Below are 21,229 nucleotides of genomic sequence, written 5' to 3'. Positions count from 1 at the left end.
TCTCACGTCGCTCCAACGCTCGGTGCCAAGGGCCCCGCAGCCGCGGCGTGCAGAGACGTCCTGGACTGGCGCAGATGATGCGCGAAGGGGCGCCACCCCCGCACAGGGTGGCGCCCCTCCTCTTTCGTGCGCCGGAGCCGTCGTCGATCGGTCTGAGGGTCGGGGACCGACGACGGCTCCGGGGTCGGGGGAGGCCAGGCCTCCGGCGGAGATCAGCGGTGGTCGCTGCCCTCCGACTGGGTGGCCGCGCGGCCTGCCTCCAGGCGGGCGACCGGGATGCGGAACGGGGAGCAGGAGACGTAGTCCAGGCCGACCTCGTGGAAGAAGTGGACCGACTCGGGGTCGCCGCCGTGCTCACCGCAGACGCCGAGCTTGAGGTCGGGGCGGGTGGCCCGGCCGGCCTGGGCGGCCGCCTTCACCAGGGAGCCCACGCCGTCCTTGTCGATCGTCTCGAAGGGGGAGACTCCGAAGATGCCCTTCTCCAGGTAGGCCGTGAAGAAGGAGGCCTCGACGTCGTCGCGGCTGAAGCCCCACACCGTCTGGGTCAGGTCGTTCGTGCCGAAGGAGAAGAACTCCGCCGCCTCCGCGATCTGGCCGGCCGTGAGGGCCGCTCGCGGCAGCTCGATCATCGTGCCGATCGCGAGCTTCAGCTTCGTACCCGTCGCCGCCTCGACCTCCGCGATGACCTGGTCGGCCTCCTCGCGGACGATCTCCAGCTCCTGGACCGTGCCGACGAGCGGGATCATGATCTCGGCGCGCGGGTCGGCCTTGCCGTTCTTGCGCTCGGCCGCGGCCTCGGCGATCGCCCGGACCTGCATGGTGAACAGGCCGGGGATGACCAGGCCGAGGCGGACGCCGCGCAGGCCCAGCATCGGGTTCTGCTCGTGCAGGCGGTGGACCGCCTGGAGCAGGCGCAGGTCGTTCTCGTGCGGCTCCTGGCGGGACTCGGCCAGGGCCACACGGACCGACAGCTCCGTGATGTCGGGCAGGAACTCGTGCAGCGGCGGGTCCAGGAGACGGACCGTCACCGGGAGGCCGTCCATCGCCTCGAACAGCTCGACGAAGTCCTTCTTCTGCAGGGGCAGCAGCTCCCGCAGGGCGGCCTCGCGCACCTCCTCGGTGTCCGCGAGGATCAGCTTCTCGACCATCTCACGGCGCTCACCGAGGAACATGTGCTCCGTGCGGCACAGGCCGATGCCCTGCGCGCCGAAGCGACGGGCGCGCAGCGCGTCCTCGGCGTTGTCCGCGTTGGCGCGCACCCGCAGGCGGCGCTTGCGGTCGGCGAAGGCCATCATGCGGTGCACGGCCTCGACCAGCTCGTCGGCCTCGTCGGCACCCGGGTGCATCCGGCCCTCGAAGTACTCCACCACGGGGGACGGGACCACCGGGACCTCGCCGAGGTACACCTTGCCGCTCGACCCGTCGATGGAGATCAGGTCGCCTTCCTCCACCACGTGGCCGCCGGGGACCGTCATGCGGCGGCGCTTGGTGTCGACCTCGAGCTCCTCGGCGCCACAGACACAGGTCTTGCCCATGCCGCGCGCGACGACGGCCGCGTGAGAGGTCTTGCCGCCGCGGGAGGTCAGGATGCCCTCGGCCGCGATCATGCCGTCGAGGTCGTCGGGGTTGGTCTCCCGGCGGACCAGGATGACCTTCTCGCCCGAGCGGGACCACTTCACGGCGGTGTACGAGTCGAAGACCGCCTTGCCGACCGCGGCGCCCGGCGAGGCCGCGATGCCCCGGCCGACCTGCTCGGCCTTGGCGTGCTCGTCGAAGCGCGGGAACATCAGCTGCGCCAGCTGGGCGCCGGTGACGCGCTGGAGGGCTTCCGTCTCGTCGATCAGGCCCTGGTCGACGAGCTGGGTGGCGATGCGGAAGGCCGCGCCCGCCGTGCGCTTGCCGACCCGGGTCTGGAGCATCCAGAGCTGGCCGCGCTCGATGGTGAACTCGATGTCGCAGAGATCCTTGTAGTGGTTCTCCAGGGTCTCCATGATCTGCATGAGCTGGTCGTACGACTTCTTGTCGATCGACTCCAGCTCCGCGAGCGGGACGGTGTTGCGGATGCCCGCGACCACGTCCTCGCCCTGGGCGTTCTGCAGGTAGTCGCCGTAGACGCCCTGGTGGCCCGAGGCGGGGTCACGCGTGAACGCGACGCCCGTGCCGGAGTCGGGGCCGAGGTTGCCGAAGACCATCGAGCAGACGTTGACGGCCGTGCCCAGGTCGCCGGGGATGCGCTCCTGGCGGCGGTACAGCTTGGCGCGGTCGCCGTTCCAGGAGTCGAAGACCGCCTTGATGGCGAGGTCCATCTGCTCGCGCGGGTCCTGCGGGAAGTCCCGGCCGGCCTCGGTCTTGACGATCTTCTTGAACTTGGTGACCAGCTTCTTCAGGTCGGCGGCCTCGAGGTCCGTGTCGACCGTGACCTTCTTGGCCTCCTTGGCCGCGTCGAGGGCCTCCTCGAACAGCTCGCCGTCGACGCCGAGGACGGTCTTGCCGAACATCTGGATGAGGCGGCGGTAGGAGTCCCACGCGAACCGGTCGTCGCCGGCCTGCTTGGCCAGGCCCTGCACCGACTTGTCGGAGAGGCCGATGTTCAGGACGGTGTCCATCATGCCGGGCATGGAGAACTTGGCACCGGAGCGGACCGACACGAGGAGGGGGTTGTCGGCCTGCCCGAGCTTCTTGCCCATCCGCTGCTCGAGGGCGTCGAGGTGCGCACTCACCTCGTCACGCAGTGCCGCGGGCTCCGTACCGCTCTCCAGGTAGACCTTGCAGGCCTCGGTGGTGATGGTGAACCCGGGAGGGACCGGGAGGCCCAGGTTGGTCATCTCGGCGAGGTTGGCACCCTTGCCGCCGAGGAGATCCTTGAGGTCCTTGTTGCCCTCGGTGAAGTCGTAAACGAACTTCGCTACGTGGGGTTCTTTGTTTTCCGACACGGGTCTCGACTCCTTGAGGCCGCGGTGGCTGCCCTGACGGCGAGGAACATACCCAGATCGAAGGCGTCTGGGTACGTCCACTTGTGCGTCATGGGCCTGTAACCAGTCGTCCGCCAGCGGATCGAAAGTCAAAGCTTGACAAGCAGAGCGGCGTAGATGTTTTCACTTCTTGAAGGCAACAGTGCCCACAGGCGCGATTTTTCGCTCAGATGAGCGGATCCCCAGCACATCTGATTTCGATCGATGAACGATCAAGGGGTGGCACCGAGTGCCACCCCTTGGAGAAGTGCAGTCGCCCATGATCCGCTCATCTGAGCGCAACCCTTATCAAGGGTGGCGATAATCACGCTGCCACAGGCGGCCGGATTTCACCATGCGGACGGGTTCCTGGGACCGAAAGCAGATGGAAACGCACACGTCACACGCCCAGCGCGCCGAGCCGCTCCTCCACCCGCTCCGGCGCGTACAGATGCTCCACGACCAGCGCCCCGGCCCCCAGCAGCCCGGCCCGCTCGCCCAGCCGGGACGTCACGACGTCCAGGTGGGCGGTGGAGCGGGGCAGTGCCCGCTGGTAGAGCAGCTCGCGGACGCCGGTGAGGAAGGGGGTTCCGGCCAGATCCCCGGCGATCATCAGGACGCCCGGATTGAGCAGGGTCACCACCGTCGCCAGCACGTCCCCGACCCTGCGCCCGGCCTCCCGGGCCAGCGCGGCCGCCTCCGGGTGCCCGGAGGCCAGCAGGTCCCGTACGTCCGAGCCGGACGCGGCCGGCACCCCGGACTCCGCCAGCCGCCGGGCCACGGCGCCACCGCTGGCGACGGCGGCGAGACAGCCGTACGACCCGCACCGGCACAGCGCCTCGGCGCCCACCCGGATGTGCCCGATGTCGCCCGCGCCGCCGTCGACGCCCCGGAAGATCGAGCCGTCGACCACCACTCCGGCGCCAATACCCGTGGACACCTTGACCAGCACGAACGCCGAGCAGTCGGGGTGTCCGGTGCGCTGTTCGCCGTAGGCCATGAGGTTGGCGTCGTTGTCCACCAGGACCGGCACCGCGGGGGCGCCGGTGTGCTCGGTGAAGGCGCGGGAGAGGCGGCCCCGTATGTCGTAGCCGTCCCAGCCCGGCATGATCGGCGGCTGCACCACCCGGCCGGTCTCGCTGTCCACCGGTCCGGGCACCGCGAGCCCGATGCCGCACACCTCCTCCGCAAGGTGCCCCGCCTTGGTCAGCAACTCGGCGAACCAGCGGCCGAGTTCGCCGAGGACGACCTCGGGCCCGTCCTCGACGACCAGGGTGCCGGAGTGTTCGGCGAGGATCTCGCCGGTCAGGGTGAGGACGGCCGCCCGGGCGTGCCGGGTGTCGAGGTCGGCGGCGAGCACGATCGCGTGGGAGTCGTCGAACTCCAGGGTGATGGAGGGGCGTCCGCCGAGCGGCGAGTCGACCGGGCCGCCGGCGCCCTCGCGCAGCCAGCCGGCCCGGAACAGCCGGTCGAGGCGCTGGCCGACGGTGGCGCGGGAGAGCCCGGTGGCCTGCTGGAGCGCGCCGCGGGTCACGGCTCGCCCGCTGCGCACGAGTTCGAGCAGATCTCCGGCGCTGGCCTGACTGCTGCCCTTGCCGGTCCTGCCGGGCCGTCCGGTCATGCGCACCCCCTTGTGTTTCTCAAGTTTGCATTACATATTGAGTTTTGCGTGTTAAATAGACGTAACCCTACGGTAGCCACAACCAAACCCGGTCGGCCGGACGTCTTCGGGGAGCCCCGAGTGGATCGCACTGCCCAGCTCACTGCCCGTGTCACGGAGCGCGAGATCGCATACGATCCGCCGCCCGCCGACACATCCCTGCACGTCAGGGCGGCCCGGGTGCTGGAGGCGAACTGGACGGGGGCCTCGACCGTGCCCTCCCGGAGCCTGTATCCGCACCAGTGGTCGTGGGACTCGGCGTTCATCGCGATCGGCCTCAGGCACCTCTCGCCGCTGCGCGCGCAGACCGAGCTGGAGACGCTGCTGGCGGCCCAGTGGGGCGACGGGCGCGTCCCGCACATCGTCTTCAACCCCTCCGTACCGCTCGACGCGTACTTCCCGAGCCCCGACTTCTGGCGCTCCTCGACCGCGGGGCGCGCTGCGGGCGCCCCGCGCACCGTACAGACGTCGGGCATCGTGCAGCCACCGGTGCACGCGCTGGCGGCCTGGCTGGTGCACTGCGCCGACCCCGGTCTGTCGCGGGCCCGCGGCTTCCTCGCGGGGGTGTATCCGCGGCTGGCCGCCTGGCACCGGTATCTGCTGCACCGGCGGGACCTGGGCGGGGGCGGGCTGGTGTCCGTCGTGCACCCCTGGGAACAGGGTATGGACAACAGCCCCTGCTGGGACGCCCCGCTCTCGCGCATCACCCCGGCCCCGGCCCGCTCCTTCCGCCGCGCCGACCTCGACCACGGCGCCGCCGAGGACCGGCCGACCGATCTGGACTACGGGCGGTACGTGCGGCTGGCCACGGACTACCGGGACGCCGGATATGCCGACGGGGGCAGGGGGTTCGCCGTCGAGGACCCGGCGTTCAACGCGCTGCTGATCGCCTCCGAGCACGCGCTGGCGCGGATCGCCGGGGAGCTGGGCGCGCCCGGCACCGCCCGTCACGCCCGTGCCGAACGGCTGACGGCGGCCCTGGTCGAGCGGCTGTGGGACCCGTCGAGCCGGATGTTCCTGTGCCGGGACCTGCGGGGCGGGGGGCTCGTTTTGGAGCGCAGCGTCTCCGGCCTGGTCCCCCTCCTGGTCCCCGGCCTGCCGCGCGACCTGGTCGCGGCCCTCGTCCGCACCCTCGGCGGCCCGCACTTCGGGCTCGGCGACAGCACCCGGCTGGTGCCGAGCTACGACCTCCTCGGCGAGGCCTTCGACCCGCACCGCTACTGGCGGGGCCCGGCCTGGTTCAACACGAGCTGGCTGCTGGAGCGGGGGCTGCGCACCCACGGCGAGCGGGAGCGGGCCGACGCGCTGCGGGAAGCGGTGCTGAGCCTCGCCGGGGCCACCGACTTCGCCGAGTACGTCGACCCGTACACCGGCGAGGCATGCGGCGCGACCGGCTTCGGCTGGACCGCCGCACTCGCGCTGGATCTGCTCCACCAGCCCGTGGGACCCAGCGTGTCCCCCACGGGCCCCAGCACGTTCGACAGGAGTGACAAGGGAGGGGACCGGGCATGACGGACCGGCATCATCTGCTCGTGCACGGGGCGACGTTCGCCGCCGTGAGCGACCGGGGCGACATCAGCGGGGTGCGGGGCGGCGGCTCCCCGGACGGGTTATTCGTACGGGACGCCCGGCACCTCAGCCGGTGGCAGCTCACCGTCGACGGCGCGGTGCCCGAGGTGCTCACCCCGGTCGCGGACGGCGACGCGACCCGCTGTGTTCTGGTGCCGCGCGGCGGCCGGCAGGAGCCGCCCGCGCACACCCTCTTCCGTGAACAGGCCGTCGGCGACAGCTCGTTCGTCGAGTCCCTGCGGGTGACCAGCAACCGCCCCACGCCCACCACCGTCCGGCTCGCCATCACGGCCGACGCCGACTTCACCGACCAGTTCGAGCTGCGCTCCGACCACCGCACCTACGTCAAGGCCGGCGCCGTACGCTCCCGCCAGGTCCTGGACGACGGCATCGAGTTCACCTACCGGCGGGCCGAATGGCGGTCCTGTACGACCATCACGGCCGACCCCGCCCCCGACGCGGTCGAGGAGACCGGCACGGGCGCCCGCCGCCTGGTGTGGACCCTGGACCTGGAACCCCACGGCACGGCCGAGCTGACACTGCGCGTGATCGCCCGTCCGCACGGCGACAAGCGCGCCCTGCGCGTGCCGCGCTCCCCCGCCTCGGTCAACGACCACGTCCTCGCCCTGGAGGAGAGGTTCGTGGAGGGCGTGGCCTTCCCGACCGGCTGGCCGGAGCTGGCGGCGGCCTGCGCCCGCGGTCTGTCCGACCTGGCCGCGCTGCAGGTCCCGGCGACCGGACCGGACGGCGAGGAGCTGCGCGTCCCGGCGGCGGGCGCCCCCTGGTTCCTCACCCTGCTCGGCCGGGACGCCCTGCTCACCGCCCTGTTCACGCTGCCGTACCGCCCGCAGCTGGCCGCGGCCACGCTCCCCGCGCTGGCCGCCACCCAGGCGACCGGGACCGGGGCGTCCAGGGTCGCCCAGCCCGGCAAGATCGTGCACGAGGTGCGGCACGGCGAGCTGGCGCACTTCGGGCAGGTGCCGTTCGGGCGGTACTACGGCTCGGTCGACGCGACCCCGCTCTTCCTGATCCTGCTCGGGGCGTACGTCGAACAGACCGGGGACGCCGTCCTCGCCCGCCGCCTCGAACCGCACGCCCGCGCGGCCATCGGCTGGATGCTGGACCACGGCGGGCTGACCTCGCGCGGCTATCTCGTCTACCGCGCCGACGAGGGCGGCCTCGCCAACCAGAACTGGAAGGACTCCCCCGGCGCGATCTGCTGGTCCGACGGCACCCGGCCCACCGGCGCGGTGATGGCGGCGGGCGCCCAGGGCTACGCGTACGACGCGCTGCGCCGCACGGCGTGGGTGGCGCGCACGGTGTGGGCCGACGACACGTACGCCTCGCTGCTGGAACAGGCGGCGGCCGACCTGCGGGACCGCTTCCAGCGGGACTTCTGGATGCGGGAGCAGTCCTTCCCGGCGCTCGCGCTGGACGGCGAGGGCCGCCAGGTCGACGCGCTGGCGTCGGACGCGGGGCATCTGCTGTGGTCGGGGCTGCTGGACAAGGAGTACGGCGAGGTCGTCGGCCGGCGGCTGCTGGAGGCGGACTTCTTCTCCGGCTGGGGCGTGCGCACCCTCGCCTCCGGCCAGTCGGCGTACCACCCGCTCTCCTACCACCGGGGCTCGGTCTGGCCGCACGACAACGCGCTGATCACGCTGGGCCTGGCCCGCTACGGCCTGCACGACGAGGCCCGTACGGTGGCGCACGCCCTGGTCGACGCGGCGACGGCCGCCGGGCACCGGCTGCCCGAGGTGCTGGCGGGCTACGGCCGCGACACCCACCCCGAGCCGGTCCCGTACCCGCACGCCTGCATCCGCGAGTCCCGCTCGGCAGCGGCTCCGCTCGCACTGCTGACCGCGGTCGGGGGCGCGTAGTACTCCGTTGGGAGGGCCGTGTGCACCGTAGAGGGCTCTGCCGTCTCGGTGCTGCGGGCCGTCCTGGGCTGATCGCGCCCGCGCGGCGGAGCCGCACATCGACACAGCCCCGCGCCCCTGACGGGCGCGGTAGTTTGCCGGGTGTTTGCCCGGTGCTGTGAACAGGGGCCAGAGAGCGGCCGTACGAAATGACGGCGGGCCAGGCGGGCCGGGGTTTCTCCGGCCCTGCCCAGCCTCCCCAGCGTGGCCCGCCGACTCCGTCACGGGTCTCGCACGGAAGGACCTCCGGGTTGCCTCAGCACACGAGCACGCGCCAGTCATCGGGTACGGCCGGGGGAGCCGAGGCTGTCCTCGACGAACGGGACGAGGAACGAACACCGGCGGCGGAGGCCGCCGGCTCCACGGAGGCCACGGAAGTCAGCTCTGAAGAGGCCGCGCCGGCGGCCGGGGTCGCGGACTCCATAGCCGAGGAAGCGCCCGCGGAAACCGTCGAGAAGCCCGCTGCGGAAAGCCTCGAGGAACCTGCCGAGGAACCCACCGCGGAAACCCCCGAGAAGGCGCCCGAGGAACCCGCCGCGGGAACCGCCGACGAGGCCCCCGAGGAACCCGCCGAAAAAGCCGCTGAACAAGCCGCTGAACAAGCCGCTGAAGCAGCCACCCCCCGCCCCACCCGCCGCACCTGGTCCGCCTGGTCCGCGCGGACGCGGCGCTGGCGGGAAGCGCACCCGACCGCCGCCCAGGCCCTCTCCGTGAGTGTCAACGTGCTCGCCGCCGTCCTCGTCGTCGCCGCGCTCGTGATGCCCAACAGCGTGGTCCGGCTCGGGCCCGAGAAGTTTCTGCGGATACCCGGCGAGGCGGTCATCGGCGCCGCGGTGATGCTCGCCCTGCCGCGTCGGCCCCGGATCGTGCTGGCCGCCGTGTCCGGGGTCGCACTGGGCGCGATGACCGTGCTGAACCTGCTCGACATGGGGTTCAACCAGTACCTCGGCCGCAGCTTCAACCTCGTCCTCGACTGGAGCCTGCTCGGCGACGCGGAGTCGTACCTGGAGGACTCGCTGGGCCGTACGGCCACCCTCGCCGCCGCCGGCGGCGTCATCGCCGTCGTCCTGCTGCTGTTCGTGCTGCTGGCGCTGTCCACGGTCCGGCTGAGCAACCTCCTCGCCCGGCACACCGGCACCGCGACCCGCGGCACGCTGATCGCGGGCGTCGTCTGGATCACCTGCTCCTCCCTCGGCCTGCAGATCTCCGGCGTGCCGCTCGCCTCGGACCGCACCGCCACCGCCGTGAAGATCCAGGCCCGCCGGGTGGCGGACACCCTCAGGGACGAGGCGGAGTTCCAGAAGGTGGCCAAGGTGGACGCCTTCGGCAACACCCCCGCCGCCCAGCTCGTGCCCGACCTGCGCGGCAAGGACATGATCTTCACGTTCATCGAGAGCTACGGCCGCAGCGCCATCGAGGACCCGATCATGGCGCCCGGCGTCGACAGCACCCTGGACGCGCGCACCAAGGCGCTCGCCAAGGCCGGCTACCACGCCAAGAGCGGCTGGCTGACCTCGGCGACCTACGGCGGCAGCAGCTGGCTCGGCCACTCCACCACCCTGTCGGGGCTGTGGATCAACAACCAGCAGCGCTACCGCACGGTCATGGCGAGCGACCACCTCAGCCTCACCAAGGCCTTCAAGAAGACCGGTGCGTGGGACACGGTCGGCGTCATGCCGGGCGTGCAGAAGGCCTGGCCGGAGCAGAGCTTCTACGGCCTCGACAAGGTCTACAACGCCTTCGAACTCGGCTACAAGGGACCGAAGTTCAGCTGGTCGACCATGCCGGACCAGTACGCGCTGGAGCAGTTCCAGCAGCGGGTGCACGGCAGGAAGCACGACAAGCCGATGATGTCGGAGCTCATCCTGACCTCCAGCCACCAGCCCTGGGCGCCGATCCCGAAGATGGTCGGCTGGGACCAGCTGGGCGACGGCTCGATCTTCAAGGGCATCCAGGCGGCGGGCAACAAGCCGGCCGACGTCATCGCCGACACCACCAAGTCCCGCCAGGAGTACGGCAAGTCGATCCAGTACTCGGTGACCGCGCTGACCGAGTGGCTGGAGCGCTACGGCACCGACGACACCGTGCTCGTCTTCCTCGGCGACCACCAGCCCATCGCCCGCGTCAGCGGCAACCACGCCAGCCGTGACGTACCGATCTCGATCGTCGCCAAGGACCCGAAGGTCCTGGACAAGATCACCGACTGGGGCTGGACGGACGGCCTGCGCCCCGCGCACGAAGCGCCGGTCTGGAAGATGAGCGCGTTCCGCGACAAGTTCCTGACCGCGTACGGCTCGACTCCGCACCCGAAGAAGGGGTGAGACCGGTCCTCGGCGGAGTCAGCCTCCGGACGTGTCCAGCTCCGCGTCCTCGCTGACGCCCGCGCAGTCGTACGGGTCCTTCAGCCAGCCGTCCGGCAGCACCACCCGGTTGTTGCCGGACGTACGGCCGCGGGGCCCGTCCGCGCCGGTCGGCCAGGGCTGGTCGAGGTCCAGCTCGTCCAGTCCCGCCCGCAACTCCTCCAGCGAGGACGTGATCGCGAGCCGCTTGCGCATCTCGGAGCCGACCGCGAAGCCCTTCAGGTACCAGGCCACGTGCTTGCGGAAGTCGATGACACCCCGGGACTCGTCGCCGATCCACTCGCCCAGGAGGGTGGCGTGGCGGACCATGACGTCGGCCACCTCACGCAGAGCGGGACGCGCGATGTCCTCCGTCCGCCCTTCGAACGCCGCCACCAGGTCCGAGAACAGCCACGGCCGGCCCAGGCACCCGCGTCCGACGACCACCCCGTCGCAGCCGGTCTCCCGCACCATCCGCAGCGCGTCCTCGGCGGACCAGATGTCGCCGTTGCCGAGCACCGGGACCTCCGGGACGTGCTCCTTCAGGCGGGCGATGGCGTCCCAGTCGGCCGTGCCGCCGTAGTGCTGGGCGGCCGTGCGGCCGTGCAGCGCGATCGCCGTGACGCCCTCCTCGACGGCGATGCGGCCGGCGTCCAGGTAGGTGATGTGGTCGTCGTCGATGCCCTTGCGCATCTTCATCGTGACCGGGATGTCACCGGCGCCGGAGACCGCCTCGCGCAGGATCGCGCGCAGCAGGTTCCGCTTGTAGGGCAGGGCGGACCCGCCGCCCTTCCTCGTCACCTTCGGGACCGGGCAGCCGAAGTTCAGGTCGATGTGGTCGGCGAGGTCCTCCTCCGCGATCATGCGGACGGCCTTGCCGACGGTCGCCGGGTCGACGCCGTACAGCTGGATCGAGCGCGGCTTCTCGGTCGCGTCGAAGTGGATCAGCTGCATGGTCTTCTCGTTGCGCTCGACCAGCGCCCGGGTCGTGATCATCTCGCTGACGAACAGCCCCTTGCCGCCGCTGAACTCCCTGCACAGCGTGCGGAAGGGCGCGTTGGTGATCCCCGCCATGGGTGCGAGCACGACGGGCGGCTGCACGGTGTGCGGGCCGATCTGCAAGGGGGACTCGGGCATGGGCATTGCCCCATTGTCGCGTATCGGCAATGATCATGTACCACTCATTAGTTAGAAACACTATTGAAATCGGCGTACGATGAGGCCCATGCCCGAGCTGAGCCACCGCCGACGTCTGCTCGTGCTCGCGATCTGCTGCATGAGCCTGCTGATCGTGAGCCTCGACAACACCGTGCTGAACGTGGCGCTGCCCTCGGTGCAGCGCGACCTGGACGCCCCCACCTCCGGCCTGCAGTGGACGATCGACGCCTACACGCTGGTGCTGGCCTCGCTGCTGATGCTCGCGGGCTCCACGGCCGACCGGATAGGCCGCAAGAAGGTCTTCATGGCGGGCCTGGTCGTCTTCTCGATCGGCTCCCTGCTGTGCTCGCTCGCGCCGAACCTGGAACTGCTGATCGTCTTCCGCATGGTCCAGGCGGTCGGCGGCTCGATGCTCAACCCGGTCGCCATGTCGATCATCACCAACACCTTCACCGACCCACGTGAGCGCGCCCGCGCGATCGGCGCCTGGGGTGGTGTGGTCGGCATCTCCATGGCGGCCGGACCGCTGGCCGGCGGCCTGCTCGTGGAGTCGGTCGGCTGGCGCTCCATCTTCTGGGTCAACATCCCGGTCGGCCTCGCGGCCCTGCTGCTCACCCTGCGCTTCGTCCCCGAGTCCCGCGCACCCAGGGCCCGCCGCCCCGACCCGGTCGGCCAGGTGCTGGTGATCGCCCTGTTCGGCTCGCTGACCTACGCGATCATCGAGGCCCCGGACTCGGGCCCCGGCACGGTCGTCCCCTTCGCCGTGGTGGCCTGCGCCGCTCTGCTGGCGCTGCTCCGGTACGAACCCCGGCGCGCCGAACCCCTCATCGACCTGCGCTTCTTCCGCTCCGCTCCGTTCAGCGGGGCCACCGTGATCGCGATCAGCGCCTTCGCCGCGCTGGGCGGCTTCCTGTTCCTGTCCACGCTGTACCTGCAGAACGTGCGCGGCCTCGACGCCCTGCACGCGGGCCTGTGGATGCTGCCGATGGCCGCGCCGTGCTTCCTGTGCGCGCCGCTGTCCGGCCGGCTGGTGGGCAGCCGGGGGCCGCGGTTGCCGTTGCTGGTGGCAGGCGCCGCGATGACCGCGAGTGGGGTGCTGTTCGCCGCGTTCGAGGCGGAGACGTCCAACGCCACGCTGTTCGCCGGGTACGTGCTGTTCGGGATCGGGTTCGGGTTCGTCAACGCGCCGATCACGAACACGGCGGTGTCGGGGATGCCGCGGGCTCAGGCGGGGGTTGCGGCTGCGGTTGCCTCCACCAGCAGGCAGTTGGGGCAGACGTTGGGGGTGGCGATAGTGGGAGCGGTGCTTGCTGCCGGGATCGGCTCGTCGTCGTACGAGGACGTGTTCGTTTCGGCCGCCCGGCCCGGGTGGTGGGTGCTTACCGGGTGCGGGCTGGCCGTGCTGGTGCTGGGCTTCGTTACGAGTGGGCGTTGGGCTCGGGGGACTGCTGAGCGTACGGCTGAGAAGCTGGAGTCGGCTGAGGTGCGACAGGTTGTGGGGGCTTCTGAGCGTGCCTAGTTGCGGGTTCGTTGTGGTTGCTCGCGCCGTTCCCCGCGCCCCTTGGGTGGGTCAGCTCCCCTTTGCTATTTCGTGCAGCTTCTCCAGGCGCTCTCGCGTCTCCTCGTTCTTCGGGGAGTAGGTGACCATCCTGGCCCCCGCCTCCGGCCCCAGCCACAGATCCGTGTGCTCCAGGACCAGGAGGCCCACGTACGGGTTGAGGAACTCCTTGGTCTTGGTGCGGGTGCCCACCACCTCGTAGCGCTCCCAGTTCTCGCGGAACTCGGGGGACTCCGCTTCCAGGCGCTTGAGGAGCATCTTCCAGGCGGGCTCGCCGAGGTGGCCGGCCATGGAGGCGCGCAGGCGGGCGGCCATCAGCCGCAGGGTCTCCTCGCGGTGCACGATCGCCGCACGCCAGTCGCTGTTCGTGTACGCGAGCAGCATGCAGTTGCGGTCCTCCGGCGGGACCTCGTCCAGGTCGCCCAGGAGGAGGGCGTAGGTGCGGTTGTAGGCGACGATGTCGTAGCGGCTGTTCTGGACGCAGGCCGGGATCGGCTCCAGTGCGCGGAGCACCTCGCGCAGGGCCGGGGTCACGCTGGGGCAGCTCGCGGCGGGGGTCGGGTCGGTGGCACCGGCCAGCTGGAAGAGATGGGCGCGCTCGCTGGCGTCCAGCATCAGGGTGCGGGCCAGGGCGTCCAGGACCTGCACGGAGACCTGGATGTCGCGGGACTGCTCGAGCCAGGTGTACCAGGTCACGCCGACCGCGGAGAGCTGGGCGACCTCCTCCCGGCGCAGGCCGGGGGTGCGGCGCCGGGTGCCGCGGGGCAGCCCCACCTGCTCGGGGGCGATGCGCTCACGCCGGCTGCGCAGGAAGGCGGCCAGCTCGTGCCGGCGGATCTCCGAACCCCGCGTCACCGGGGCGGCGGTCTCCTGGGCCATGGTGGTCATACCTACAGGGTGCCTCCGTGCTGAAGCTGTTTCCAGGTGGTTCTTGTACCAGGACAGGAAGACTCTGGTACCAGTCTGAGGGCGCGCGCAGGCTCGGAGGCATGACAGAGACCGTCACGAGTTCCGCCGTCCGTGCCCGGGCGGTATCCCCCGAGCTGAGCGGGCCGGGGCTGTTCACCGTGCTGCTGGCCGCGGCGCTGCCGTTGGTCGACTTCTTCATCGTCAATGTCGCCCTGCCCACCATCGGTGCCGATCTCGCCGCGGGTGAGGCCGTGCTCGAACTGGTCGTGGCCGGGTACGGGGTCGCCTACGCCGTGCTGCTCGTGCTCGGCGGGCGGCTCGGGGACCTGTTCGGGCGACGCCGGCTGTTCCTCGGGGGCATGGCCGCCTTCGGGCTGACCTCGCTGGCGTGCGGGCTGGCACCGGGTGCCTGGAGCCTGGTCGCGGCGCGGGTCGCGCAGGGCGCGTCGGCGGCGGCCATGCTGCCGCAGGTGCTCGCCACCATCCAGGCCGCCACGAGCGGCGGCCGGCGGGCCAAGGCCATGAGTCTGTACGGCGCCACGGCCGGGCTGTCGATGGTGGCGGGGCAGATCCTGGGCGGCGTGCTGGTCGCCGCGGACCTCGCCGGGAGCGGGTGGCGGGCGATCTTCCTCGTCAACGTGCCGGTCGTGCTGCTGGGGCTGGTGCTGGCCGTGCGCTTCGTACCGGAGACCCGGTCACAGCACCCGGAGCCCGTCGACGGGCCCGGCACCGTCCTGCTCGCGGTGTCCCTGCTGACGCTGCTCGCCCCGCTCACTGAGGGCCGGGCGGCGGGCTGGCCGCTGTGGACGTGGCTGTCGCTGGCCGCGTTCCCGCTCGCCGCGGCCGCGTTCTACGCGGTGGAGCGGCGGGCGGACCGGCAGGGGCGGACCCCGCTGGTGCCGCCGAGCCTGTTCGCGCTGGCGTCGCTGCGGCGGGGGCTGGTGCTGATGCTGCCGTTCTCGATCGGCTTCAGCGGGTTCATGTTCGTCATCGCGCTGGCGTTGCAGCAGGGGGCCGGGCTCGGGCCGGTGCGGGCGGGGCTCGCGCTCGCGCCGATGGCCGTGGTGTTCCTGTTCGTCTCGCTGGCCGGGCCGCGCCTCATCGCCCGGTACGGCACCCGGGTGGTCACCGCCGGCTCCGTCCTGCAGGGCGTGGGCGTGCTGCTGATCGTCCTCGCCGCCTGGCGGGACTGGCCGCACCTGGACCTCGGCTCGCTGCTGCCGGGCGTGGCCGTCGCCGGGGCCGGGCAGGCGCTCCAACTCCCCAACGTGATGCGGATCGTGATGTCCGAGATGCCGCCGGCCCGGGCGGGCGTCGGCAGCGGTGTGATGGTGACCACGCAGCAGTCCGCGCTCGCCCTGGGCGTGGCCACCCTCGGCACCCTCTTCCTCACCCTCGTCCCGCACCTGGGCATGCGGGACGCGCTGGTCATCACCCTGCTGGTGCAGCTGGCCGGGATCGTCCTGACCGGCCTGCTCAGCCTGCGGCTGCCCCGCACGGTCGGCTGAGCCGGGACACGGCTTGGCCAACTCGCCGTGAATGACCCCCTGTCGATGTTGGTCCTGCTGCACACTCCTGCCGTCGAGGTGTGGTCGAGGTGTGCCCGACGCAGGGAGGCGTCATGCCGCAGGACAACAGCACGAGCAAGGTCAGCCGGTGGGACCAGCACGGCCGGGAGCATGTGGTCCGGGTGCAGCGCACGGGTGTGCAGCGCACGATCAAGTGCGACACCTGCGGCTGGCGCAAGAGCGCCCAGTTCCTGCCCTGGCTGAAGGCGGAGGAGCATCTGGCCGAGGCCCATCAGGCGACGGTGGACCCGGCGGCCACCCGGCAGCCGTCCCGCTGACGTCCGGGTACGGGCGATGACTTCCGGCGGCGGCAGGAGTCGTACGTACGACGACGACGGCTGACCGGAGGGCCCAGGACCATGACCGCACTGCACGACACCCTGCGCCGGTACGTGGACGACGGGAGCGTGCCCGGCGCGGTGGCCCTGGTCGCCCGCGGGGACGAGGTCGAGGTGGTGGCCGTCGGCCATGCGGACGTCGGGGGCGAGTCGTCCATGGCCCGGGACTCGCTCTTCCGGATCGCCTCGATCACCAAGCCGGTGACCGCGGCGGCGGTGCTGATGCTGGTGGAGGAGGGCCGGATCGGTCTCGACGATCCGGTGGACGCGTGGCTGCCGGAGCTGGCGAAGCCGGTGGCCGTACGGACGCCCGCGAGTCCGCTGGACGATCTGGTGCCGGCGGCCCGTCCGATCACGGTCGAGGATCTGCTCTCCTCCCGGGCCGGCTGGGGCTTCCCCTCCGACTTCGCCCTGCCGGCGGTGCGGGCGCTGTTCGAGGTGCAGAAGGACGGCCGCGCCCCGCAGGCCTACCCGGCCCCGGACGTCTGGCTGGCCGACCTCGCCCGGGTGCCGCTGCTCCACCAGCCGGGCGAGGCCTGGCTCTACGGCACCTGCTCCGATCTGCAGGGTGTGCTGATCTCGCGGGTGTCGGGCCGTGGCCTCCCGGAGTTCCTGGCCGAGCGGATCTTCGAGCCGCTCGGCATGACGGACACCGCGTTCGAGGTGCCGGCGGCCAAGCGGGACCGGTTCACCACGTACTACCGGCGGGGCGCAGGCCGCACCCTGGAGGTCGCGGACACCCCGGGCGGCGAGTGGAGCCGGGTCCCCGCCTTCCCGTCCGGTGGCGGGGGTCTCGTCTCGACGGCCGACGACTACCTGGCCTTCGCCCGCATGCTGCTGGGTGCCGGTGAGGCGAACGGCCGGCGGCTGCTGTCGCCCACCTCGGTGAGCCGGATGACGAGCAATCACCTCACCGCCCGCCAGCGGGAGATCGGCCGCCTCTTCCTGGAGGGCCAGGGCTGGGGCTACGGCGGCCAGGTCGACGTCACTCCGTGCGACCCCTGGAACGTACCCGGCCGCTACGGCTGGGTCGGCGGCACCGGCACCACGGCCCACCTCGTCCCGGCCACCGGCACGATCACGCTGCTCCTCACCCAGGTGGGCATGGCCGACCCGACACCGACACCGCTGATGCGGGACTTCTGGCGGTGCACGGCGGGCGGCTAGGTCTGTCGTCCGTGCGGGGAAACCGGGGCCGCCGGTTGGGGGAGTTCAAGTGGCCCGCGTCTCCACGGGCCTTCGATACTCCAATGGCCATTGCCCCGCATCTCGTCAGAAAAGAGAGCAGGATGTCACGCTTCGCGCATTCGGCGCATCGTGTCCGCCCGGGCGTAGCCGCCCTCACCACCGCCACCGCCCTCCTCGCCGTCTGCGCCGTGCAGTGGGCGCCGTCGGCCGGGGCGGCTCAGGCCCCGGCCGGCGGGACCGCGCCGTCGGCCGTCTCCACCCTGTCCGCCGGGTGGTCGGAGCCCTGGGGTATCTCCTTCCTGCCCGACGGGAAGAGGGCGCTGGTGACGGAGCGTCACACCCACACGGTGTGGCTGCAGGGGCGTGACGGCTCCCGGAAGAAGGTGGGCACGGTGCCGAACACGGTCAACGGCACCGCAAGCGCCGGCGTGGGCAACGGCGGACTGCTGGGCGTCGCCCCCTCCCCGACCTGGAACGGGACGACGGATCAGGACGTGTTCTTCGTCCACACGGCCGCCACCGACACGCGGGTCGCGAAGATGCGCTTCGACGGCACCTCGCTCAGCGGCTACACCGTCGTCCTCGGCGGAATCAAGCGGGGCGGCGACCACAACGGCGGCCGCATCGCCTTCGGCCCCGACGGATACCTGTACGTCACCACCGGCGAAGCCCGCGAAGGTGCCCTGGCGCAGGACAGGAACTCGCTCAACGGGAAGATCCTGCGCATCACCAGGACCGGCGCCGCGGCGCCGGGCAATCCGTTCGGCAACCGTGTCTACAGCCTCGGCCACCGCAACCCCCAGGGTCTCGCCTGGGACGCGCGGGGAAGGCTGTGGGAGTCCGAGATCGGCGCGGACACCTGGGATGAACTCAATCTCGTCCAGCCGGGCGCCAACTACGGCTGGCCCGCCTGCGAGGGGGCCTGCTCCACCGCGGGGATGACCGACCCCAAGGCGGTGTGGAAGCCGGGCGAGGGAGGCGTGCCCGCCCAGTTGGCCGTCGTCGACAACGCGGTCTACGCGTCGACGATCCGCGGAGCGCGGCTGTGGCGGCTGCCGATCAACGCCGACGGGAAGAGCGTCGGCAAGCTGACCTCGTTCTACAGCGGCGCCTACGGAAAGCTCCGCGCCCTCGTCAAGGTCCCCGGCGCGAACGAACTCTGGCTCGCCACCGCCCGGAACGGCTACCAGCTCGACAAGATCCTCAAAGTCACCGTCAGGTGACCAGACCCCGCAGCAATAGGTCCACCACCGCGGTGAACTCCTCCTCGACTCCGGGCTGCTGCCACTCGCGTGCGTAGCCCGGGTCGTGGAAGCGGCCCGTGGCCTGGAAGACCGCGCGGGCGGTGGCGGCCGGGTCGGGCGCGGTGAAGACGCCGGCGGTGACGCCGTCCTGGATGATCCGGGTCAGCTGGGAGGTCAGGTCGGCGAGGTGCTCGCCGACCGCCGTGCCGCTCTCGTCGGTCAGCACCGTGTAGGTGGCGAACAGCTCGGGGTCGTCGCCCGCCTTGTGCCGCTTGGCCTCGAACAGCGCCGCCAGCCAGGCCCGCAGCCGGTCCTCGGGAGTGCCGTCCCCGGTGGTGATGACGGCGAGTTTCTCCGAGGTCCGGTCCAGCCACCGCTTGGTCACCGCCTCGCGCAGCGCCGCCTTGGTGCGGAAGTGCCGGTAGACGCTGCCGTGGCTGACGCCGAGCGCGCGGGCCACGTCGACCACGGTGGCCTTGGCCGGGCCGTGGCGGCGCAGCACCTCCTCGGTCGCTTCGAGGATGCGCTCGGCGGTCAGGGTCTCGGTGGGCGGTGCCATGGCTAGACGGTACCCGGCGCCCTGGTCAGCGCTCGCTGTCGAGGTGGGCCATGGCGGCGGTCGGGTAGCGGTCGCCGGCCGCCGCGTCCGCCGGTACGGCCTGCTCGATCGCCGTCAGGTCGGCCGCGTCCAGGGTCACGTCCAGCGCGCCCAGCGACTCGTCCAGCCGCTCGCGGGTGCGGGCGCCGATGAGCGGCACGATGTCCTCGCCGCGGGAGAGCACCCAGGCGATGGCGATCTGCGCGACCGTCACGCCCTTCTGCTCGGCGATCTTGCGGAGCGCGTCGACGAGGTTCAGGTTGTGCTGGAGGTTGTCGCCCTGGAAGCGGGGCGAGTAGACGCGGAAGTCGTTCGCGGCCAGCTGCCGGTCGCGGGAGAAGTGGCCGGAGATCAGGCCGCGGGAGAGGACTCCGTACGCGGTGACGGAGATGCCCAGCTCACGGGTGGTCGGCAGGATCGACTCCTCGATACCGCGGGAGATGAGCGAGTACTCGATCTGCAGGTCCGCGATGGGGGCGACGGCGGCGGCCCGCCGGATGGTCTCGGCGCCGACCTCGCTCAGGCCGACGTGCCGGACGTACCCCTGCTCGATCAGTTCGGCGATCGCGCCGACGGTCTCCTCGATCGGCACGTCGGGGTCGAGGCGGGCGATCCGGTAGACGTCGATGTGGTCGACGCCGAGGCGCTGCAGGGAGTAGGCGGCGAAGTTCTTCACCGCGGCGGGGCGGCCGTCGTAGCCGGTCCAGCCGCCGTCGGGGCCGCGCAGGGCGCCGAACTTCACGCTGACCAGCGCCTGCTCGCGCCGGGCGGCGGGCGCGGTGCGCAGGGCCTCGCCGATCAGCAGTTCGTTGTGGCCCATGCCGTAGAAGTCGCCGGTGTCCAGCAGGGTCACGCCCGCTTCCAGGGCGGCGTGGATGGTCGCGACGGACTCCGCGCGGTCGGCGTCGCCGTACAGCGCGGACATGCCCATGCAGCCGAGGCCGAGGGCGGAGACCTGGGGGCCGGTGGTTCCGAGGGTTCGGGTTCGCATCGTCATGACCTCCAGCCTGCCATGACAGCTGACAGATTTCAATATCTGTCATTCCATACCTGTCAGCACACCTCCCCACGTCACGGCTTGGTCCAGACCTATTGACGAGAGGTCTGGACCACATGCACTGTCATGCCTACGACACCTGTATGCACCCACCCCGACCCCCACCGGGAGGCTCCGCATGCTCCGCCACACGCTCAGGCTGCTCACCGCAGCGCTCACCACGGCCGTCCTCGCCCCGCTCGCGATCGCCGCCGCCCCCACCGCCTCGGCCGCCGACACCTGCGCCGTGAAGTCCCGCCCGGCCGGCAAGGTGCTCCAGGGCTACTGGGAGAACTGGGACGGCTCGGCCAACGGCGTCCACCCACCCTTCGGCTGGACCCCCATCACCGACTCCCGCATCCCCGCGCACGGCTACAACGTCGTCAACGCGGCCTTCCCCGTCATCCGGTCGGACGGCACGGCCCTGTGGGAGGACGGCATGGACAGCGGCGTGAAGGTGGCCACGCCCGCCGAGATGTGCGCGGCCAAGGCGTCCGGCCAGACGATCCTGCTGTCGATCGGCGGCGCGGCGGCCGGCATCGACCTCTCCTCCAGCGCGGTCGCCGACCGGTTCGTGGCGACCATCGTCCCGATCCTGAAGAAGTACAACTTCGACGGCATCGACATCGACATCGAGACGGGCCTGGTCGGCAGCGGGAACATCGCCCAGCTGTCCACGTCACAGGCCAACCTGGTCCGCATCATCGACGGGGTGCTGGCACGGATGCCGTCGAACTTCGGCCTCACCATGGCTCCGGAGACCGCCTACGTCACCGGCGGCAGCATCACCTACGGCTCGATCTGGGGCGCGTACCTGCCGATCATCAAGAAATACGCGGACAACGGCCGCCTGTGGTGGCTGAACATGCAGTACTACAACGGCAGCATGTACGGCTGCTCCGGCGACTCCTACTCGGCGGGCACCGTCGCGGGCTTCACCGCCCAGACCGACTGCCTCAACAAGGGCCTGGTCGTGCAGGGTACGACGATCAGGGTGCCGTACGACAAGCAGGTGCCGGGGCTGCCGGCACAGTCGGGCGCGGGCGGTGGCTATATGACCCCGTCCCTGGTCTCCCAGGCCTGGAAGCACTACGGCACCTCGCTCAAGGGCCTGATGACCTGGTCGATCAACTGGGACGGCTCGAAGAACTGGACCTTCGGCGACAACGTGAAGGCGCTGCAGGGCCGTTGAGCCCG

15 protein-coding genes are annotated in these 21,229 nt (G+C 71.4%); 9 read left to right on the top strand and 6 right to left on the bottom strand.

The genetic code is table 11. The features are described from left to right. Positions 1–212: 212 nt before the first annotated feature. Entirely contained in the window at positions 213–2,933 is a 2,721-nt protein-coding gene (gene ppdK, locus CRP49_RS21270) for a pyruvate, phosphate dikinase (RefSeq protein ID WP_097254805.1), read from the bottom strand. Between the two features lie 418 nt (positions 2,934–3,351). Then, on the bottom strand, positions 3,352–4,572 hold the full coding sequence (locus CRP49_RS21265) for an ROK family transcriptional regulator (protein ID WP_179851699.1): 1,221 nt from the start codon (positions 4,570–4,572) through the stop codon (positions 3,352–3,354). Between the two features lie 120 nt (positions 4,573–4,692). Here CRP49_RS21265 and CRP49_RS21260 point away from each other — a divergent pair, with 120 nt between their 5' ends. The 3 genes from CRP49_RS21260 to CRP49_RS21245 all read left to right on the top strand — a co-directional run bounded on the left by CRP49_RS21260 (position 4,693) and on the right by CRP49_RS21245 (position 10,417). After that, positions 4,693–6,123, top strand: coding sequence for a hypothetical protein (locus CRP49_RS21260; RefSeq protein ID WP_097254803.1), 1,431 nt, complete (start codon positions 4,693–4,695; stop codon positions 6,121–6,123). Then, a complete protein-coding gene (locus CRP49_RS21255; protein WP_097254802.1) occupies positions 6,120–8,057 on the top strand; it encodes a glycogen debranching N-terminal domain-containing protein in 1,938 nt (645 codons plus the stop codon). Before CRP49_RS21260 ends, CRP49_RS21255 begins: the two co-directional genes overlap by 4 nt. A 290-nt stretch (positions 8,058–8,347) precedes the next feature. Further along, positions 8,348–10,417 (top strand): sulfatase-like hydrolase/transferase, encoded by a 2,070-nt coding sequence (locus tag CRP49_RS21245; protein WP_373560360.1) that lies wholly within the window; start codon positions 8,348–8,350, stop codon positions 10,415–10,417. A gap of 18 nt (positions 10,418–10,435) precedes the next feature. On the opposite strand, the gene dusB is transcribed toward CRP49_RS21245, so the two are convergent. Next, positions 10,436–11,578: a tRNA dihydrouridine synthase DusB gene (gene dusB / locus CRP49_RS21240; RefSeq protein ID WP_097254798.1), complete on the bottom strand. Its 1,143-nt coding sequence runs from the start codon at positions 11,576–11,578 to the stop codon at positions 10,436–10,438. Between the two features lie 82 nt (positions 11,579–11,660). Between dusB and CRP49_RS21235 the strand changes: the two genes are divergently transcribed. Then, complete coding sequence (locus CRP49_RS21235) at positions 11,661–13,112, top strand: MFS transporter (RefSeq protein ID WP_097254797.1); 1,452 nt, start codon at positions 11,661–11,663, stop codon at positions 13,110–13,112. Positions 13,113–13,163: 51 nt separating this feature from the next. On the opposite strand, the gene CRP49_RS21230 is transcribed toward CRP49_RS21235, so the two are convergent. Then, positions 13,164–14,039, bottom strand: a complete 876-nt coding sequence (locus tag CRP49_RS21230) for a helix-turn-helix transcriptional regulator (RefSeq protein WP_097254795.1) — start codon at positions 14,037–14,039, stop codon at positions 13,164–13,166. A gap of 101 nt (positions 14,040–14,140) precedes the next feature. Here CRP49_RS21230 and CRP49_RS21225 point away from each other — a divergent pair, with 101 nt between their 5' ends. The 4 genes from CRP49_RS21225 (at position 14,141) to CRP49_RS21210 (ending at position 18,377) form a co-directional block, all read left to right on the top strand. Continuing rightward, positions 14,141–15,568, top strand: coding sequence for an MFS transporter (locus CRP49_RS21225; RefSeq protein WP_097254794.1), 1,428 nt, complete (start codon positions 14,141–14,143; stop codon positions 15,566–15,568). Between the two features lie 113 nt (positions 15,569–15,681). Then, positions 15,682–15,906 (top strand): hypothetical protein, encoded by a 225-nt coding sequence (locus tag CRP49_RS21220; RefSeq protein ID WP_097254793.1) that lies wholly within the window; start codon positions 15,682–15,684, stop codon positions 15,904–15,906. Positions 15,907–15,987: 81 nt separating this feature from the next. After that, entirely contained in the window at positions 15,988–17,133 is a 1,146-nt protein-coding gene (locus CRP49_RS21215) for a serine hydrolase (protein WP_097254792.1), read from the top strand. 122 nt (positions 17,134–17,255) lie between these two features. Further along, positions 17,256–18,377, top strand: coding sequence for a sorbosone dehydrogenase family protein (locus CRP49_RS21210; RefSeq protein WP_097254791.1), 1,122 nt, complete (start codon positions 17,256–17,258; stop codon positions 18,375–18,377). Here the strand turns inward: CRP49_RS21210 and CRP49_RS21205 are convergent. Next, positions 18,370–18,957, bottom strand: a complete 588-nt coding sequence (locus CRP49_RS21205; RefSeq protein ID WP_097254790.1) for a TetR family transcriptional regulator — start codon at positions 18,955–18,957, stop codon at positions 18,370–18,372. The genes CRP49_RS21210 and CRP49_RS21205 overlap by 8 nt on opposite strands. 25 nt (positions 18,958–18,982) lie before the next feature. Beyond that, a complete protein-coding gene (locus tag CRP49_RS21200; RefSeq protein WP_097254789.1) occupies positions 18,983–19,993 on the bottom strand; it encodes an aldo/keto reductase in 1,011 nt (336 codons plus the stop codon). A 178-nt stretch (positions 19,994–20,171) separates the two neighbouring features. Between CRP49_RS21200 and CRP49_RS21195 the strand changes: the two genes are divergently transcribed. Continuing rightward, positions 20,172–21,224 carry a chitinase gene (locus CRP49_RS21195; protein WP_097254788.1) on the top strand — a complete coding sequence of 351 codons (1,053 nt, stop codon included), beginning with the start codon at positions 20,172–20,174 and terminating at the stop codon, positions 21,222–21,224. Positions 21,225–21,229: the final 5 nt, after the last annotated feature.

The organism is Streptomyces sp. Ag109_G2-15, from assembly GCF_900215565.1.
In the GTDB taxonomy this organism is placed as follows: Bacteria; Actinomycetota; Actinomycetes; order Streptomycetales; family Streptomycetaceae; genus Streptomyces; species Streptomyces diastatochromogenes.
This window is presented reverse-complemented; position numbering and strand designations above follow the sequence as displayed.